Annotated in this window: 16 protein-coding genes; 6 read left to right on the top strand and 10 right to left on the bottom strand. The window is 71.0% G+C overall.

The features are described from left to right. Entirely contained in the window at positions 1-1,179 is a 1,179-nt protein-coding gene (locus tag FHS44_RS09985) for a YbfB/YjiJ family MFS transporter (RefSeq protein ID WP_184713690.1), read from the bottom strand. A gap of 78 nt (positions 1,180-1,257) precedes the next feature. On the opposite strand from FHS44_RS09985, the gene FHS44_RS09980 reads away from it, so the two are divergent. After that, positions 1,258-1,863: a TetR/AcrR family transcriptional regulator gene (locus tag FHS44_RS09980; protein WP_184713689.1), complete on the top strand. Its 606-nt coding sequence runs from the start codon at positions 1,258-1,260 to the stop codon at positions 1,861-1,863. Here the strand turns inward: FHS44_RS09980 and FHS44_RS09975 are convergent. Continuing rightward, the gene (locus FHS44_RS09975; protein ID WP_184713688.1) at positions 1,836-3,134 is read right to left on the bottom strand and encodes a tetratricopeptide repeat protein; all 1,299 of its coding nucleotides are present in this window, start codon (positions 3,132-3,134) and stop codon (positions 1,836-1,838) included. The genes FHS44_RS09980 and FHS44_RS09975 overlap by 28 nt on opposite strands. A 228-nt stretch (positions 3,135-3,362) precedes the next feature. After that, entirely contained in the window at positions 3,363-4,223 is an 861-nt protein-coding gene (locus FHS44_RS09970) for an AraC family transcriptional regulator (protein ID WP_246435391.1), read from the bottom strand. A 76-nt stretch (positions 4,224-4,299) separates the two neighbouring features. Here FHS44_RS09970 and FHS44_RS09965 point away from each other — a divergent pair, with 76 nt between their 5' ends. The 4 genes from FHS44_RS09965 to FHS44_RS09950 are packed head-to-tail and all read left to right on the top strand — an operon-like array spanning position 4,300 to position 9,386. Further along, on the top strand, positions 4,300-6,114 hold the full coding sequence (locus tag FHS44_RS09965) for an ABC transporter ATP-binding protein (RefSeq protein WP_246435390.1): 1,815 nt from the start codon (positions 4,300-4,302) through the stop codon (positions 6,112-6,114). Continuing rightward, positions 6,111-7,832: an ABC transporter ATP-binding protein gene (locus FHS44_RS09960; RefSeq protein WP_184713687.1), complete on the top strand. Its 1,722-nt coding sequence runs from the start codon at positions 6,111-6,113 to the stop codon at positions 7,830-7,832. Before FHS44_RS09965 ends, FHS44_RS09960 begins: the two co-directional genes overlap by 4 nt. Before the next feature lie 32 nt (positions 7,833-7,864). Next, positions 7,865-8,581, top strand: a complete 717-nt coding sequence (locus tag FHS44_RS09955; protein ID WP_184713686.1) for an HAD family hydrolase — start codon at positions 7,865-7,867, stop codon at positions 8,579-8,581. Next, complete coding sequence (locus FHS44_RS09950) at positions 8,574-9,386, top strand: alpha/beta fold hydrolase (RefSeq protein ID WP_184713685.1); 813 nt, start codon at positions 8,574-8,576, stop codon at positions 9,384-9,386. The genes FHS44_RS09955 and FHS44_RS09950 overlap by 8 nt, the downstream gene beginning before the upstream one ends. A 19-nt stretch (positions 9,387-9,405) precedes the next feature. Here FHS44_RS09950 and FHS44_RS09945 read toward each other — a convergent pair whose 3' ends face one another. From FHS44_RS09945 to FHS44_RS09915, 7 genes are read right to left on the bottom strand one after another with little or no spacing between them, the layout of a single operon-like run. Beyond that, positions 9,406-9,951 (bottom strand): YciI family protein, encoded by a 546-nt coding sequence (locus FHS44_RS09945; protein WP_184713684.1) that lies wholly within the window; start codon positions 9,949-9,951, stop codon positions 9,406-9,408. 33 nt (positions 9,952-9,984) lie between these two features. Beyond that, complete coding sequence (locus FHS44_RS09940) at positions 9,985-11,556, bottom strand: ABC transporter permease (RefSeq protein WP_184713683.1); 1,572 nt, start codon at positions 11,554-11,556, stop codon at positions 9,985-9,987. After that, positions 11,553-12,443 carry an ABC transporter ATP-binding protein gene (locus tag FHS44_RS09935; RefSeq protein WP_184713682.1) on the bottom strand — a complete coding sequence of 297 codons (891 nt, stop codon included), beginning with the start codon at positions 12,441-12,443 and terminating at the stop codon, positions 11,553-11,555. The genes FHS44_RS09940 and FHS44_RS09935 overlap by 4 nt, the downstream gene beginning before the upstream one ends. Next, entirely contained in the window at positions 12,440-13,066 is a 627-nt protein-coding gene (locus tag FHS44_RS09930; RefSeq protein ID WP_184713681.1) for a TetR/AcrR family transcriptional regulator, read from the bottom strand. The genes FHS44_RS09935 and FHS44_RS09930 overlap by 4 nt, the downstream gene beginning before the upstream one ends. Positions 13,067-13,100: 34 nt before the next feature. Then, positions 13,101-14,357 (bottom strand): MFS transporter, encoded by a 1,257-nt coding sequence (locus FHS44_RS09925; RefSeq protein WP_184713680.1) that lies wholly within the window; start codon positions 14,355-14,357, stop codon positions 13,101-13,103. After that, complete coding sequence (locus tag FHS44_RS09920; protein WP_184713679.1) at positions 14,354-14,845, bottom strand: MarR family winged helix-turn-helix transcriptional regulator; 492 nt, start codon at positions 14,843-14,845, stop codon at positions 14,354-14,356. Before FHS44_RS09920 ends, FHS44_RS09925 begins: the two co-directional genes overlap by 4 nt. A gap of 40 nt (positions 14,846-14,885) precedes the next feature. Beyond that, positions 14,886-16,523, bottom strand: a complete 1,638-nt coding sequence (locus FHS44_RS09915; RefSeq protein ID WP_312863591.1) for a serine hydrolase — start codon at positions 16,521-16,523, stop codon at positions 14,886-14,888. A 224-nt stretch (positions 16,524-16,747) separates the two neighbouring features. On the opposite strand from FHS44_RS09915, the gene FHS44_RS09910 reads away from it, so the two are divergent. After that, positions 16,748-17,716 (top strand): helix-turn-helix domain-containing protein, encoded by a 969-nt coding sequence (locus FHS44_RS09910; protein WP_184713677.1) that lies wholly within the window; start codon positions 16,748-16,750, stop codon positions 17,714-17,716. The last annotated feature ends 23 nt before the right edge of the window (positions 17,717-17,739 follow it).

Raw genomic sequence — 17,739 nt, 5'->3', positions numbered from 1 at the left:
TCACCCCGGCTGGCGGCGATGCCGGTTGGCCGCTGCCGAGCGCGGACCCTGTCCACTCGCCATGGCGATCAGGGCGGCCGCGGCGCACAGGGTCGCGGTCCAGGCGACGGTGGCGCCGGTCGAGGTGTGGTCGGCGACCAGCCCGGCGAGCCACGGCCCGACGGTCTGGCCCGCGGCGAACACGATGGTGAAGGCCGACAGCGTCGCGGTCCATCCGTCCGGTGGGGTGGCGGACCTGATGAGCGTGGTGACGGCGGCGGGGACCCCCATGAACGTCGCCCCGTAGACGACCGCCGAGACGAGGATGACCGGTGGCGCGGGCGCGACCAGGGGAAGCGCCGCACCGCAGGCCAGGGCGCCGAGCAGTACGGCCAGGGCCCGGGTGCCCGGCCAGGTGGCGGTCGGGCGGCTCCACAGCGCGGGCGCCGCGACGACGGCCAGGCCGAGGGCCGCCCAGGTGAGCACCACCTGTCCCGTCGAGGCGTGGTGCTCGGCGAGATAGGCGGACAGGAAGGTGATGTAGGTGATGTAACCGGTGGCGAAGAGCAGGTAGGCCACGGCGACACCCAACAGCGGCCGTACACGCGCCCGCCCGGTCTCCGTGGGCGGCTCCTTTCCCGAAACGTTCGCGGCGGTCCAACTGACCAGCGCCGCCACGGCGGCGGCGAGGCCCAGACCGGCCCAGGCCAGGCGCCAGTGGTCGGCCACGAGCGGGATGGTGACGCCGCTGACGGCGATGCCGAGCCCGGCGCCCGCGAAGTACACGGTGACGGGCGCCCCCGAGGCGGCGCGGGCCGCGAGCCGTGAGGCGATCACGCCACCGGTGACGAAGACGGCCGCCCCGGCGGCCCCGGCCACGGTCCGCGCGGCCAGCAGTGCCGGATAGCTTTCGCTGACCGCCGTGGCGGCCAGCGCGACCGCGACCAGGACCATGCCCCAGCGGAAGGTGGTGGCGGTGCCGAAACGGCGGACGACGGCGGCGGTCACCAGCGCGCCGAGGAGATAGCCCAGCCCGTTGGCGGTGTTCATGGCGCCCGCCTCCCCCAGGGACCAGTGCAGGTCGGCGCGCATGGCGGGCAGCAGCAGCCCGTAGGCGAAGCGCGCCAGCCCGAGGGCCGAGGCCGTACCCAGGGCCAGCCGCGCCGCCTGCCATGTCGGATGGCCGGGTGCGAAGGGCATTGCGGACTCCATGGATCGAACCGATCGGTACGATCCATGAGGTTAGCAATTGATCGAACCGATCGGTACCATCGGGGTATGCCGGTTCCCAGAGGCTCGACGATCGACCCTGAGCGCACCCGCGCCACCATCCTGCGGGCGGCGACCGCCGTACTGTATGAGCGTGGCCTCGACGGTGTCGGTGTCGCCGAGCTGTGCACCCGTGTCGGCGTGTCCAAGGAGACGCTCTACCGGCACTTCGGCACCAAGGACAAACTGGTCGAGGCCATGCTCGTCGAGCGCAGCGACCACGTGACGCGCTGGCTGGCCGACGTCGTCGCCGACGCGGGCGACGACCCCCACGACCAGCTCACCGCGCTGTTCGGCGCCCTGCAGGAGTGGTACGACGACCCGGTCTTCCGTGGTTGCGCGATGCTGAACGCGGCCACCCAGCACCACGTCGAGGCAGTCCGCGCCATCACCGCCCGCCACCTCGACCACTACCTCCGGCTGCTGACCGGCATCGCCGAACGCGCGGGAGCCGCCCGCCCTGAGATCCTCGGACGCCAGTTGCTCATGCTCGCCGAGGGCGCCACCCTCGTCGCCACCCACCAGAGCACGACCGACGTCGGCGCCCACGCCCTCCAGGCCGCTCTCGCCCTTCTACCCACGACTGATCAGGCGGCCTTGCCGCGGGCGATGTAGAGGTTCATGTCGGTGAAGTCGAGGGTGATGTTGTAGGGCTTGAAGAAGCAGTGGGCGAAATGGGCCGTCCCGTCGAACCCAGGACCGAAGGGCCAGGGCACGTTGACCGGCATGTTCACGTCCGCTTCGCAGTAGACCTGCCTGGCGACGGCGTCCCCGAGACGGATCTCCCTCGGGTAGCAGGGATAGGTGACGGTCGGGTGGCTGTGGGCGGCCGTCTCGATCGGGCGGTCGTGGTCGACGCGGATCCCCAGGCGCTTGGCCACCTCCCCCGGCATCCCCGCGGCGATCTCACCGACCCCGCCGAAGTTCACGCCCACCACCCGTGGGCCGGAACCGGCGATGCTGCCCAGGCTGTGAACGTCGTGGTCACGGGACAGCCACATCGGCAGGGGCTTGACGCCCGCCCGTGCCTTTCTGACCGCTTCCGGGGTACGGCGGCGCAGGATCAGTTGCCGGCCCGCGTAGTCGAAGGTGGTCAGCAGGTGGTAGAAGACCCACGTGCCGATCATGCCGTCCCCGTCGGTGTCGACGTCCTCGCCCGACTCCGTCGACGACCAGCCGACGGGGACGTTGCGCAGTTCGATACCGCCCAGCCTGAAGGAGTCCAGCACCCCGTAGTGCACCCAGATGGGGGTGCCCTCGAAGTCGGCCTTCTGACTGACGACGGGGACCAGCCCGGCCTCCTTGGCCACCGACGCGGTCAGGCTCAGGTTCGGGGCGCCGGTGTAGAACGTGAACCGCTTCGCCGGTCCCCCGTTGACCGAGGCCTCAACCAGCGGCCTCGGGTCCATCTGCTGGAACCGCACCCGGCCGACGTCTCCATGGATCTGGTACGGCTCGCCGCTGACCGCCGCGAACCACTTGGCGTAGTCCTCCGCGCCGGCCGCCCGCCAGCACGGAACGGAGAGGGCGAGTTTGTCCTGCCGGAGGTAGCAGTCGCCCAGGAGTTCGTTGGCCTCCTTGTCGTCGGGCGCCAGGCTGACGGCCAGCCTGAGGTATTTCTCGGCCTCGGGGAACCGGTTGGACAGCAGTCCGACATAGCCACGCTGGCGGGCCGCGCGCAGGTTCCCGGGGTCCTTCCTCAGGATCTCCTCGTAGGCGCGTCCCGCCCGCTCGAACTTCCCCGCCTTGAACAGCGCGTCGGCGTCACCGCTGTCGGCCAGCGCCGTGGCCGTTCCGCCCAGCAGCGGCGCGGTCGCGGCGGCACCGGTCAGGACGGCGGCGCCCCGCAACAGCGAACGCCGGTCCCACTTCCCGTCATCAGTCACACTTTCTCCTTGCCATGATTTGTCACGATCGCTTCGTCATAACGTTCCGGCCCAGCGGGTCCGTCTCGCCTGCCTGACGAGGGCGACGCCGTGGGGCCGGGGCCGTACGGCATCGCCCTGATGCGGACGGCCGGACCTCGTCCACTGTCGGCCGGCCGCGTCACCGGTTCGTTCGCGTCGTGTCATGGTTGTGTGACGGCCGCACCGCCGTGCCCTCGCGCGGGGCGGTTACGCCACGTGCGCCCGATCGGCGGCGCCGGGCCAGGCGACGTCGTCGACCGCGAGAAACGGCTCGTGGGCCACGGTCACGGGGGTCACCCCGGCGAACTCCATGATGTCCCGATGCAGGTGGGACTGGTCGGCATAGCCGCCGTCCGCCGCGACCCCGGCCGCGTTCTGCCCCGAGGCCAGGCGGTGGACGGCATGGTCGAAGCGGACCAGCTTCGCGGCGCGCTTGGGCGGCAGGCCGATCTGCGTGTGGAAGCGCGACCACAGGCGCTTGCGGCTCCATCCGAGCTCGGCCGCCAGCCGCTCCACCTGGACCAGGCCGCGGCTGTCCACGATGCGGCGCCAGGCCCAGGCCACCTCAGGCTCGACCGGCGACCCCGCCTCACTCCGACGGGCGAACAGCGCCTCGACCAACGCGAAGCGGTCCTGCCAGGAGGAGACCTCGCTCAGCCGCTCGCTGATCCGTGACGCCTGGCTGCCCCACAGGTCGTCCAGCGTCACCACATGGCCGTCCAGCTCGGCCGGGCCGACACCCAGAATCGCGCGGGCGACCACGGGAGACAGCCGCACCTGAACACACTCGACGGTCTGGCCCTGCACCCACACCGCGCCGCCGAGCCCGAGCCCGGCGACAAGACTTCCCCGGTGCCGCCGTCCCGTGGCGTCCTCGACGACGGGCGGACCGGCCCCCAGGTCCAGAACCAGCGTCACGGCCGGATGCGGGATCATCCGGTGACCCTCCGGAGCCATGCCCTCGTCGCGGAATCCGGCCATGGTGACACCGGGCACCCGGCTGCGCCGTACCGAGGACGCGACGTCCCACGCGACGCGATCGTCACGTTTGCGCACATTGGACCGCATACTCCCATGCTAGGGGGCCGAGCGAGGGGAACATTTGTCCAATCCACCGGCGCGCACCGGCGGCGACAGTGGGCTCATGACCATTCCGATCGACGAGGACCGGAGAACGACGACCACCGACCTCACCCGGCTGGCCGAGCGTTCCATGACACGGCTGCTACGCCCTCATCTGCGGGGTTTTACGGCCGTGGTGCTCCTGCAGGTCGTCGGCGCGCTCGCGGGCCTGGCCCCGCTGCTGGCGGTCGTCGAACTGGGCCGTGCCCTGCTGGCGCCCGGCCCCGTCGACCACGATCACGTCTGGACCGTGGTGATCGCGGGCGCGGCAGGCCTGCTCGTCCGGCTGCTGTTCACCGCCGCGTCGTCGGGAATCGGGCATGTCCTCGACGGCCGGGTGCAACTGACGTTCCGCCGACAGCTGGCCGCGTCGCTGGGACGCGTCCCGATCGGCTGGTTCTCCCGGCGCCGCACCGGCGAGCTGGCCAAGGTGGTGGGCGAGGACGTGAGCGCCGTGCACCCGTTCATCGCCCACGCGCCCGGTGAACTCGTCGCCGCGTTCGTGGTTCCGCTGGTGTCGCTGATCTACCTGTTCACCGTCGACTGGCGGCTCACACTGATCACACTGATCCCGGTGGTGCTGGCGATGGCGCTGGTCCCGCTGCTGATGCTGCCCGCCAGGACGCGCGAGCAGGAGGCCTACGACGCGGCCATGGGACGGATCGCCAGTTCCGTCGTCGAGTTCGTGCAGGGCATCTCGGTGGTCAAGGCGTTCGGCGGAGGCGAGCGTGCCCACCGCACGTTCCTGACGGCCGCCGACGACTTCGTCAGCGTCTTCTCCCGCTGGGTGCGTGGCATGTCCGTGATCGCCGCCGGGATGCAGCTGGCGCTGTCGCCGCCGTTCGTGCTGCTCGTCGTGCTGGTCGGCGGCACGGCGCTGATCATCTCCGGCGGCCTGGCCCCGGCGGACCTGCTGCCGTTCCCGCTGCTCGGGCTGGGGCTGACCGCTCCGGTGGCGGCGCTCGGGCACGGCTTCGACGATCTACAGAGCGCGGGCCGCGCCGTCAACCGGATCAAGGACGTGCTCGCGGTCCGGCCCCTGCCCGAGCCCACCCACCCGCGTCCGCCACGGGGGCACCGGGTGGAACTGCGCGGGGTCCGTTTCGCCTACGACACCGGCCACGAGGTACTGCGCGGCATCGACCTGGTGCTGGAGCCGGGGACGGTCACCGCCGTCGTCGGCCCGTCGGGAAGCGGCAAGTCCACGCTGGCGCAACTCCTGCCGCGCTTCTTCGACCCCACCCACGGCTCGGTTCTCCTGGGCGGCGTCGACCTGCGCGAGATCGACAACCGGGAGCTGTATCGGCAGGTGTCCTTCGTCTTCCAGGACGTCCGTCTGCTGCGCGCCTCGGTCGCCGACAACATCGCGCTGGCGGTGCCGCGGGCCGGTCGCCACGACGTGGTCCGCGTCGCCCGGCTGGCCGGTATTCACGATCGTGTCCTCCGGTTGCCGCGCGGATACGACACGGTGCTCGGTGAAGAGGCCAAGCTGTCCGGAGGCGAGGCGCAGCGGATCTCGATCGCCCGCGCGCTGCTGGCCGACGCGCCCGTCCTGGTGCTGGACGAGGCGACCTCCTTCGCCGACCCACAGACCGAGCAGGCGGTACGGCGGGCGTTGGCGGCGCTGCAGGGTGATCGTACGATCCTGGTCATCGCCCACCGGCTGGAGACGGTCGCCGACGCCGACACCGTCGTGGTGCTGGAGGACGGAGCGATCGTCGAACGCGGCGTGCCCGCCGACCTGCTGACACGAGACGGAAGGTTCGCCGCGTTCTGGCGATCCCATCAATCCGCCGAGACCCACGGTGGCGCACCGCGAGGAGACGAACCCCGATGATCCGAATGCTGCTGCGTGTGCTCGGAGACGAGTATGCCCGGGCGATGCGCCGCACCGTGATCCTGATGACGATCACCGCGGTGGTCGAAGGTCTGTCCTACGCGCTGCTGGTCCCGGTGCTGCGGGCGCTGCTCGGCGGCACACCCGCGGACGCCGTGCCCTGGCTGGCCGCGTTCGGGGCCGTGGTCGCCCTCTACGCCGTGCTGCGCTACATCAGCGACCTGTCCGGCATGCGGGTCGGAACCACCATGTTGCGCGGCATGTACCACCGGCTCGGCGAGCACCTGGCACGCCTCCCCCTTGGCTGGTACAACGCCGGTCGCATCGGCGAGGTGTCCATCCTGGCCAGCCGTGGCCTCCTGCAAGCCATGGGCGTGGCCGCCCATCTGCTGGCGCCGTTCATCTCCGCCCTGGTCACGCCCCTGACCATCGTGGCCGTGATGGCCGCCTTCAACTGGCGGATAGGGCTGGCCGCGTCGCTCGCCGTACCCCTCGTGGCGGTGATCCAGGGCTGGACGGCACGCGCGACGGCCGTCGCCGACGCGGAGCGCCACGAACGTGACACCGAGGCCACCGGGCGCGTCATCGAATACCTCCAGGCACAGCCGGTGCTGCGGGCCGGTGGCCGGACCGGCGAACGCTTCCGGCTGCTCGACGACTCGCTGCGGGAGGCCCAACGCGCGTCCCGCCGTACCGTATTGTCGGTTTTGCCAGGCATGATCGGTCTGACGCTCGTGGTGCAGGCGATGTTCACCGTGTTGCTGACCCTGGGCGCCTACCTCGCGCTCGGCGGGAGCATCGGCGCGGCGGAGATCCTGGCGATCCTGGTGCTGGCCGCCCGCTGCGCCGACCCGCTGCTGTCGCTGTCGGACATCGGCGGCAAACTCCGTGGCGCGCGTTCCGAGCTGGCCAGGCTGGAGACGGTGCTGCGCACCGAGCCGCTGCCCGAACCCCCTGAGCCGATCCAACCGGCGCACCACGGCCTGGAGTTCGACGCCGTCACTTTCCGGTACGGCGAGCGCACGGTGCTCGACAAGGTGTCGCTCACCGTCCCCGAGGGGCAGCGGCTGGCGGTCGTCGGGCCGTCCGGCACGGGCAAGAGCACGCTGCTGCAACTGCTGGCGCGCTTCTACGACGTGGACTCCGGCGCGGTGCGCGTGGGAGGCGTGGACGTGCGCGCGATCAGCACCGAGGAGTTGACGGCGCGGATCGCCATCGTGTTCCAGGACGTCTATCTCTTCGACGGCACGATCGAGGACAACGTACGGCTGGGTCGTCCCGACGCCGACGAGGTCGAGGTACGGGCCGCGGCGACCGCGGCCCGGCTGGACGAGGTGATCGAGCGCCTGCCCGGCGGCTGGGCGACCAACGTCGGCGAGGGAGGCACGCTGCTGTCCGGTGGTGAGCGCCAGCGGGTCTCGATCGCGCGGGCGCTGCTGAAGGACGCGCCCATCGTGCTGCTGGACGAGGTGACCTCGGCACTGGACCCGGTCAACGAGGTGGCCGTCCACGAGGGCATCGAACGCCTGATGGCCGGCCGGACTGTCGTGATGGTGGCCCACCGCATGCGCACCGTCCAACGCGCCGACCGGGTCGTCTTCCTGGACGGCGGCCGGATCGTGGAGGAGGGCGGCCACGACGAACTGCTCGACCACGGCGGCCGCTACGCCGACTTCTGGAACATCTCCATGGCTCCCTCCGCCCAGGGACGCGGCTGACACGGGCGGCCGCTCCTCCCTACGCTGTCCGGGTGATCGATCCGATCGAACTCGTCATCTTCGACTGCGACGGCGTGCTCATCGACAGCGAACGCATGGCCGTACGCCTCCATGTCGCCGTGGGCGCCGAGCTGGGGTGGCCGCTGACCGAGGCCGAGGTGATCGAGGGGTTCATCGGCCGCTCGATCGTCTCCAACGGAGAGCGGATCGCCGCCCGCCTGGGTCCGGGCCGGGCCGCGCTCTGGCTGGAGAGATTCGATCATCTCCACCGCGTGGCCGTCGATGCCGAACTCACCCCGGTCGACGGCATCCTCGATGTCCTCGACGCCCTCACGCTTCCCAGCTGCGTCGCCTCCGGTGGCAGTCACGACACGATGCGCCGCACCCTGGGCCGCACCGGGATCCACCGGTACTTCGAAGGCCGTATCTTCAGCGCCAGTGAGGTCGCCCACGGCAAACCTGCCCCCGATCTGTTCCTGCACGCCGCCAGGCGGATGGGTGTCCACCCTTCGGCCTGCGTCGTCGTCGAGGACAGCAAATACGGCGTCCAGGCGGCCCGCGCGGCCGGTATGCGCGCCCTTGGATACACCGGCGGACTCACCCCCGCGCGGTGGCTCGAAGGACCGAACACAACGGTCTTCGACGACATGCGCGACCTCCCGGGACTGCTCGCGGGGCGTCGCGACCCCACGGGAACATTTGTCCAAGACCGGCGGTCGACCGTCCGTGCAGACTCTCCGCATGAGTGAGTACGACATTGAGCGCTCGCAGGGGATGCACGTGGTCCATGACGGTCCACGGCAGGCACCGCCGTTGCTGCTCATCCACGGGTCGGGGGCCTCCGGCGGCTTCTGGAGCCCGGTGGTCCCGGCACTGGCCGGCCACCATCACGTCATCCGGGTCGATCTCCCGGGTTGCGGCCAGTCCCCGCCCGCCCCGCCGTACGACGTGCCCGCGCAGGCGGACCGGGTGGCGGCGCTGCTGGACGACCTCGGCCTTCGTCATGTCGCCGTGGCCGGGCACTCCAGCGGCGGCTACGTCGCCACCGCGCTTGCCGAACGACGTCCGGATCTCGTGGACTCGCTCGCACTGATCAGTAGCGGACCGAGTCCGGACGCGCTCCTTCGGCAGCCGCTCATCCTTCGGGCCCTGTTGGCCCCGCCGTTGGGCCCGCTCCTGTGGTCGAGGCGTTCGGACGCGATGATCCGCAAGGGGGTCAGCGCGACGGCAGCTCGCCCGGTGAACATCCCGGACGATGTGGTCGCCGACGTACGGAGCATCACCTATCGCGTGATGAGGACGATGCTGCGCCGGAACACCGCGTACATCGCCGAACGGAGTGTGCCCGAGCGGCTCACCGACCTCAAGGTTCCCGTGCTGGCGATCTTCGGTGCCGCCGACCCCCGCTGGGAGCCGTCGTCGGCGCACCGGTACGACGCGGTGCCGAACGCGCGGGTCGAACTGCTCCCCGGCGTCGGGCACCTCCCCATGCTGGAAGCACCCGAGACGATCAGCGAACTGCTGCTGAGCTTCACGGCGACCGCACACCTTTGATCCCCGAGGCCCAGGCCGGTCAGGTGGGGCGGCCGCCGAACTGCCAGTTGTGTACTTCGATGGTGGCGTAGCTGTCCTGGGTCAGTACGGCGCGGGCCGTTTCGGTGTCCGGGGCTCGGAGCAGCGCCGCCGTACCGAGCCAGGTGTCACCGTCATCGGACAGCAGCGGGCCGTAGGCGACCAGCTCGTCCCGGCCGGTGGGGACCGTGAGGTCGGCGGGTTCCCCCGAGCCGAGGCCGAGCACCAGGTAACGGTCGCCGCCGGTCCGGCCGCCGGGGAAGTCCCACATGGTGCGCCCCAGCAGGTCGCGCCACCGGCGCAGCAGGATGTCCCGGTAGGCCCCGGCCTGGTAGCCGGGCTCGTCGAAGACGAACGCACGGGCGGCGGCGGGATCGGGCAGGTCGAGGATGTGCACGCTGCCGGTCGGGGTGTCGCCGTCGAAGGTCGGGCCACGGGCGATCATCTCCGTGGCGTACCGGTCCATGTAGGACCAGTGCTCCTCAAGTAGCTCGTGGCGCAACGCCGTCGAACCGGGCCGGTCACGGTGGTAACAGAAGAACTCCACACTCCATTATCCCGATATCAGTAAAAGTACTGGTCAGCCGGAGGGAACCAGGTCGCGTCGGCGCAGGAGCGCCACTCCCCCGGCGGCCAGGACCCCCGCGACCGCGGTCAGCCCGAGCAGCGGCACGACCGCGGCGGAGGCGCCCTCAAGCAGGGTCGCCGGCACGTGCACGAACGGTGAGAGGTCCCGGACGCTACCGTCGACCAGTTTGAACTCCGCCAGCAGGTCAACGAGCATGATCAGGCCGAACACGCTCCAGCTCACCGCCGCCGCCTGCCGGGGAAGCACGCCGACGAGCAGCGTCGCGAACCCGACCATGGTCCAGACCGCGGGAAGGTAGGCCAGCGTGGCCCCGGCGACACGGAGCGCGCCGCCGTCGTAGGCGAGCCCCGCCGCCGCCCCCATCACGGCCAGCAGCAGCGCCGGGCCCGCCAGGGCGAACACCAGGTGGCTCAGCGCCCAGCGCACCCTGCCGACCGGGGCGGCCAGCAGCAGCTCGGCCCTGCCCGCGGCCTCCTCGCTCCGGGCGCGCAGCGCGCTGACCAGCGCGACCGCGGTGACGAGCTGGCTGAGCACGTACATCACGAACGTGAAGAACACCTCGGAGATGCTCGCCCCAGGACCCCCGATCGTCGCCACGAGCTCCCGGAACTGCGGCGTGTCCACCTGGGCGTCCATCCCGTGCGCCGCCACGCCGACCAACGCGCCCAGCAGGCAGAACCCGATCCCGGAGCCCACGAGCGCGCTCCGGTGCAGCCGCCAGGCCAGGCCGTACGCGCCCCGGATCGTGCCCGTGGCGGGTCCACGCCGGGCGGGTAGCAGGCCACCGGCCACGTCACGCCGGGTGGACAGCGCGAACGCGACGGCCGTCAGCACGGCGACGGCCACCACGACCACCGCCAGCACCCACCACCGGTCGCCCGCGTAGGGCCTGGTCAGCCTGGCCCAGCCGAACGGCGACAGCCACGCGAGCCAGGCGACGCCCTCGGAGTCGGCCACCGAACGCACCGCGAACAGCAGGCCTCCCACGGCGACCGCGAGGCCGCGTGCCGTACCCGACGCTGCGGTCAGCTGTGCGGTGAGAGCGGCGACCGCCGCGAACGCCCAGCCCGCCGAGGCGGTGGACAGGCCGAACAGCACCGAGGAGCCGACGGGCAGGCCCTGGCCGACCAGGCCGGGGACCGACAGCAGGCCGAGCAGCAGGTTGGCGGCCAGCACGACCGTGAGCGCGGCGGCCAGCGGGGCGTGGCGGCCGACGACGCCCGAGGCCAGCAGTTCGCGCCTGCCGGTCTCCTCCTCGGCCCTGGTGTGCCTGATCACCAGCAGGACGCTGACCAGGGCGCCGATCAACGCCCCGGAGGAGCCGAGCGTCCAGGCGGTCAGGCCGCCGAGGCTCGCCTCGTAGACGGGGCCGCGCATGGCCAGTTGGGCGGGGTTGCTCATCGAGGCCGCGGCGAAGGCGTCGCGGGCGGCCTGGTCGGTGTAGAGGGCGGCGGTCGCGGAGGCGACGCTCAGGGGCAGCAGCGCGCTGATCGCGATCCACACCGGCAGCAGCACGCGGTCCCTGCGCAGGATGAGCCGGATCAACGTCCAGGTTCCGGTCATCTCGCCGCTCCCTCGTAGTGGCGCAGGAACAGCTCCTCAAGCGTCGGCGGATGCGTGGTCAGCGCGCGCACGCCCACCTTGGACAGTTCACCGAGCACCGCGGTGAGCGCGTCGCCGTCCACCTGGCAGCGCAGACGGGTGCCGTCAACGGTGAGGTCGTACACGCCGGGCAGCGCGGCCAGGGCGGGTGTGGGCCCGGTGAGCTGGGCCGTCACCGAGGTGCGGGTGAAGTGCCGCAGGCCGGTGAGGCTTCCCGACTCGACGGTACGGCCCGCGCGGATGATGCTCACCCGGTCGCACAGCGCCTCGACCTCGGACAGGATGTGGCTGGACAGCAGCACCGTACGGCCGTCGCCCTTCTCCCGCAGGACGCACTCGTTGAAGACCGCCTCCATCAGCGGGTCGAGGCCCGAGGTTGGCTCGTCGAGCACCAGCAGTTCGACGTCGGAGGCGAACGCGGCGACCAGCGCCACCTTCTGCCGGTTGCCCTTGGAGTAGGCGCGGCACTTCTTGCGCGGGTCGAGTTCGAAGCGTTCGAGCAGTTCGTCGCGGCGTCGGGGGTCGAGGCCGCCGCGCACCCTGCCCAGCAGGTCGATGACCTCGCCACCGGTCAGGGACGGCCACAGGGTGACGTCGCCGGGCACGTAGGCGAGCCGCCGGTGCAGCTCGGTCGCGTCCCGCCAGGGATCGCCGCCGAGGAGTTCGGCGCGGCCCGCGTCGGCGCGCATCTGGCCGAGCAGGATCCGGATCGTGGTGGTCTTTCCTGAGCCGTTCGGCCCGAGGAAGCCGTGCACCTCCCCCGTCCTCACGGTGAGGTCGAGCCCGTCCAGGGCCCTGGTCCGCCCGAAACTCTTGACCAGGGCCTCGATCCGCACCGCCGCGTTCACTGTCGCTCCTCTAACCTGTCCAGACCGGTCCTCGCCTGCTCGAACAGCTCACGGCCGAGGAACTCCGGCCGGATCAGGTCGAGCTGGGCCTTGCCGACGCGTACGGTGCCGGGCGTCGAGTAGACGTCGGCGCCGAGTGCGCGGGAGACGTGTTCGTGCAGTACCGCGATGCCGAGCTTCATCGCCGTCAGCACCGCCGCGCGGGCACGGTGGTCGGCCTCGGAGTGCCCCTCGTGGGACAGGTGCTCCTCCGTCATGGTCACGAGCTCGTCGAACATGGCGGCGGCGCCGGGTGAGCCGTCGACGAGCGCGCGGCCGAGATACTTCATCAGCGGGGGCGCGGTGCGGTGGACGTTCTCGATGAACTCGGGCTTCTCCAGGTTTCCGCCGGTGACGCCCACGTCGATCTGCTCACGCAGGTAGCCGAGGACGTAGTCGTCGCACGCCTGCCGCAGCTCCTCCTTGGTGCCGAAATGGTGCTGCACCAGGCCGGGCGAGACCCCGCTCACCGCGGCGATGCCCCGGATCGTGGTCGCCTTGACGCCGTGCTCGGCGAACAGCCCGAGCGCGGCGTCACGGATGCGGGCCCGTGTCGTCAGGTCTTCTTCGGATATTGGTCGCACGTCCAATAGTCTATACAGACGTATTGGAAGCAATTCAAGTGTTCAAATCAACGACTTCGCGCCGGGTCGGGACGCGGTAGTCGCGCAGGGGACGGTTGACGAGGCCGACGGAGACGACGGCGATCGAGGCCATCAGCCCGCCCACCAGCAGGGCAACGGGAGCGGGCATGACGGAGGCGAGCACCCCTCCCCTGAAATTGCCAAGCTCGGGACCGGCGATGCCGATGACGTGCTCGACCGAGGAGACCCTCCCCCGGTAGTGGTCGGGGGTTTCGAGCTGGACCAGCGTGCCCCGGGTGACCACGGAGACGGTGTCGGCCGCACTGGCGACGGCCAGGCAGAGCAGGGCGAGCCAGATGGGCCCGGCCATGCCGAACCCGGCGAGGGCCAGACCCCAGACCGTGGCCGCGACGAGCTGGACGAGGCCGCTTCTGCGCAGGCGGGTGACGGTCCCGGAGAACAGGCCGGCGCCGAGCCCGCCGAGCGCGATCGCCGACAGGAAGAGCCCCAGCGTGCGGGGGTCGCCCGCGAAGCGGAGCTCGTTGACCAGGGGGAAGAGGGCGACCGGCATGGCCAGGACGGTCGCGGCGAGGTCCACGGCGAAGGAGCCCCACAGGGTGGGCCGCCGGAGGCTGATCCGCCAGCCTCCCCTGACCGGGCCGCGCCGGGGCTTGCCGTCGGCGCGTGAGGCGGGCATCGGGGGCAGCCTGACCACGGCGGCCAGCGATGCGAGCCCGGCCAGGAGCTCGATCGTGTACGCGGCGGGATAGTGCCACCGCGCCAGCACGACCCCGGCGAGGGCGGGTCCGAGGAGCATCGACGCCTGGAAGGCGATGTTCTGCAGGGCGAGTCCCGCGGCGACCTGGTCGGCGGGCAGCAGCCGCACCGGGAAGGTACGGCGGGCCGGGGCGCCGAGCGCCGCGCAGCCGGACTGGACGGCGACCAGGGCGAGCAGCAGCACGACCGACCGGTTCCCCGCGGCGGCCTGCGCCACAAGCCCCGCGGCCGTCAGCGCCTGGCCGAGGGTGGTCGCGCGGACGAGGCTCCTGCGGTCGACGGCGTCGGCCAGCGACCCGCCGACCAGGCCGAGGACGAGCATCGGCACGCCCGTGGCGAGGCCGATGGCCCCGGTCCAGAGCGGGCTGTGGGTCAGGTCCCAGACCTGGAGCAGGACGGCGACGATGGCGATCTGCTGGCCGATCGAGGCCAGGGAGGAGCCGATCCACAGGTCGCGGAAGGGCCCGCCGCTCCGCAGGGGCCGGATGTCCACCAGCCTTTCGCGCCAGCTCACCGCCCTTTCCCCGCGTCGAGGTGGGAGAGGATGCGCTCCTTCATCGACCGCCGCTCAAGGGCGTCCTCCAGTGCGGTGACGACCGCGCTGAGCGGGTGGGGAACCTCGTCGTCGAGTTCGGCGACGGCGGCCTCGGTCGCGCGCCACTCGGCTTCGAGGAAGGGGATGAGGTCGCGGGCGCGGTCGGTCAGGGTGATGCGCCGGGTGCGGGCGTCCGCGCCGGGCTCGGAGTTGACCAGGCCCTCGCGGCGCATCGCCGAGATCGTCTGGCTCATCGCCGAGTGCGAGTGGCCCAGGGAGTCCGCCAGCTCGCGGATCGTCAGCGGGCCGGTGTGCGCGAGCCGGATCAGCGGATAGGCGAAGCGGGGCCGGACTCCCTCGATGTCCCTGTCGGTGTAGAGGGATTCGATCTGACCGTCCAGGTGGGTCAGCAGGGCGTGCAGCGCGTGCCAGCGTCCTGGCGACGCGGTGGGGTCCACAGATGTCACAGCGCTAATATAACAGCGCTCATACGATGTGGGGCGCCGGTCACGCCGACGGGAGGCCGACCGCGTTGGAAGCGTCGGCCTCGAAGTACTCCGTCGTGGCGAAGGGGCCGGTGTGACCCTCGAAGAAGCTCCTGACGCCGTCGATCGAGTCGGGGACGATGACGTTCACCGCCCTGCTCCCGTCGGTGCTCGCCACCGCCAGCGTCCACCTGGCCCCCGGGGGAAGCAGGCCGTACGCCTTCTTCAGGGAGTCCCAGAAGCCTTCGCTGTCGGAAATCGTGGAAACGGCTGTGACGTGCACCGTGGCACCTTTCTCGTCGGTTCGCGGGTTCACTCGGCAGTTGATGTGGAGATACCGCGCGGCGCCGTTCTCGAAGTCGTAGATGGCGACGGTCTGCGGGTCCTCCATCGGATCTTCGGAGGGCATCAGGAAATGTGTCTCGCTGATCGGGAGAAGCTCGTAGTCGAGCTGCTCCGGTCTGTCGAGAAGACGTGCCTCCATGGGATTCAGGGTGAATCTGAGGTGGAGCCTTCCGTGTTCGGCGGCCACCTCGTAGCGGGTGCCGGGACGCTCGTAGGAGCCTTCGTATCTGGACAGGTCGAGAGCCAGATCCGGGTCGGGCTCCGGCAGGCCGGGGATGGTGACCGCGCCGAGGTCGGCCAGGATCTCGTTGAACACCTTCCGGTAGAAGCTGTCACGCGGCCCGGCGTTCGTCAGCATCGAGATGGCGATGTTCGATTCCGGGAGGATCCGCAGGCGGGCGCTCTGGCTGACCGCGCTGCCGTCGTGGGCGTAGACGGTCTGGCCGTGCCAGTCGCACACGATGAGGCCGAGTGCCCATTCCGGCCCGAAGGTATACGGATCAGGCACGGGGACCCGCGACTCCGTCATCTCGCGGACGGCACCGGACGAGAGGATTCTGGTCCCGTTCGGCGCCGTTCCCTCGTTGAGGAGGACGTGCGCCAGGGTGAGCAGTTCCCTGGCCGTCGTGCTGACGTTGCCTCCGGGGCCGAAGGAGCGCGGCAGGTGGCCCAGCGGTGAGGGGACGGGTCCCTCTTCGAGAGATCGGACCAGATATCCGGTCGCGGCCCGGTTCCGGTCCACGTGCTCGCGCCTGCTGCTCGTCGAGGTCAGTCCCAGGGGGTCGAACAGGCGCTCCTTCATGATGTCGTCCCACCGTCTGCTGTCGATCACCTCCATGACGCGGGCGAGGATCGCGTAGCCCAGGGCCGGGCTGTAGCCGTGGGTGTGACCCAGGGGGTGGACCTGGCGCGCATCGGCGACGTTCTCCACCATGCGCTCGTACACGTCGTCGCCCTCTCCCGGATCGCCGTAGCTCTCCTCGATGCCGGCGGTGTGGTTGAGGAGGTGACGGGGGGTGACCCTGGCGCTGACGCCGGGGTCGGCGACCCGGAAGCCGGGGAGGTAGGTCCGCACCGGCTCGTCCAGGGAGACCCTCCCCTCGTCGACGAACCGCATGAAGGCGAGGGCGGTCCACATCTTCGACACGGAGCCGCACTGGTAGACGGTGTCGGTCGTCGCGGGCTCCCGCGTGGAGACGTCCCTGACGCCGACGGCGAAGTCGGTGATCCCCCCGTCGTCGAGAACGCCGATCACGGCGCTCGGGATCCGGTACTCCGCGAGCAGTTCGGAGACGCGAGCCCGTATCCGGGTCACGTCCAACACTCCTGCCATGAGGCCCCCCATTCCGCCCGGATCTTTCCGGGTGGGAAAAAGCTACGTTGCATTTCAAACTTCGTCAACGAAAACAGCCTTTTCTACTGGGATTCTCCGTCGAGCGTTGCAACAGAATTGTCGGTAAATGCAATTCATGCCAGCCGGTCGTTGCAATGTAATGTTGGTGAACGCACCCGTGAAACCGAACCGACAGGGACGAGCCGATGCCCGAAAGCAGGCTGACCCACGAGGACCGCAGGCGGATCGCGGTCTGGCTGGCCGAAGGGCTGGGGTACGCCGAGATAGCCAGGCGGCTGGGCAGGCCCACGTCCACGATCAGCCGCGAGGTGGCGCGCAACGGCGCGGCCGACGGCTACCTGGCCGACCACGCCCAGCGGGCCACCGGGCGGCGCGCCCGCCGCCGCGGACCGGTCCGGACCGCGGCGTCGTCGGCCGGTGCGCGGGAGGCCGAGTCCGTGCGCGGTTTCGTCGATCGGTTCGCGACGCTCCTCGCCGGAACCGGCCTTCCCCGGATGCCCGCCCGCGTGTTTGCCTGCCTGCTCACCTCGGACGTGGAGGGCCTGACCTCCGCCGACCTCGTGCACCGGCTACAGGTCAGCCCGGCGTCGGTCTCCAAGGCCATCGGCTACCTTGAGGCGATCGAGCTGGTCAGGCGCGCACGGAACTTCGGCCGCCGCGAGCGGTACGTCGTCGGCGACGACGTCTGGCTCAGGGCGTTCAAAGCCGACACCGGGGCACACGCCGAGGTCGCGGCGGCCGCGCGGCACGGGATCGAGATCTTCGGCGCTGACACGCCCGCGGGCGTCCGGCTGGGGCGGACGGCCCGGTTCTTCACCTGGATCAGCGAGCAGATGAACGACAGCGGCCTCACCGACGCCGTCGCCCGCGACGCGCTGACGGCGCTGGCCGCGCTGGTGTACGCCGCCCGGCCGCTCACCGTGGACGAACTCGCCGCGGCGCTGGACTGGCCCGTCCCGCGGACGGCCGACGCCCTGGACGCGATCGGCCGTCGCCCGGCCCTCTCCGATCCGCTCACCGTGGAACAGACCGGGCGTGGCGTGTTCGCCGTCGCCCCGAGGCCGGACCGCCTGAGCCCCGCGCAGCGCGACGCACTGCTCCCCCACGTGGGGGAGGTCCCTCCTCCCGGCGGCGGCCAGACTCGGGGCCGTTGAGTTCTGGATCGGGAGGAATGAAC

The organism is Streptosporangium saharense, assembly GCF_014203715.1.
GTDB classification, from domain to species: Bacteria; Actinomycetota; Actinomycetes; order Streptosporangiales; family Streptosporangiaceae; genus Streptosporangium; species Streptosporangium saharense.
The sequence above is the reverse complement of the archived record's forward strand: the minus strand, read 5'-3'. Positions and strand labels throughout refer to the sequence as shown.

Bases quoted from the DNA above. Each gene is read 5' to 3' on its own strand.
- FHS44_RS09950 (WP_184713685.1), top strand. From the start codon at position 8,574: ATGAGTGAGTACGACATTGAGCGCTCGCAGGGGATGCACGTGGTCCAT.
- FHS44_RS09960 (WP_184713687.1), top strand. From the start codon at position 6,111: ATGATCCGAATGCTGCTGCGTGTGCTCGGAGACGAGTATGCCCGGGCG.
- FHS44_RS09985 (WP_184713690.1), bottom strand. From the start codon at position 1,179: ATGCCCTTCGCACCCGGCCATCCGACATGGCAGGCGGCGCGGCTGGCC.
- FHS44_RS09965 (WP_246435390.1), top strand. From the start codon at position 4,300: ATGACCATTCCGATCGACGAGGACCGGAGAACGACGACCACCGACCTC.
- FHS44_RS09970 (WP_246435391.1), bottom strand. From the start codon at position 4,223: ATGCGGTCCAATGTGCGCAAACGTGACGATCGCGTCGCGTGGGACGTC.
- FHS44_RS09940 (WP_184713683.1), bottom strand. From the start codon at position 11,556: ATGACCGGAACCTGGACGTTGATCCGGCTCATCCTGCGCAGGGACCGC.
- FHS44_RS09980 (WP_184713689.1), top strand. From the start codon at position 1,258: ATGCCGGTTCCCAGAGGCTCGACGATCGACCCTGAGCGCACCCGCGCC.
- FHS44_RS09910 (WP_184713677.1), top strand. From the start codon at position 16,748: ATGCCCGAAAGCAGGCTGACCCACGAGGACCGCAGGCGGATCGCGGTC.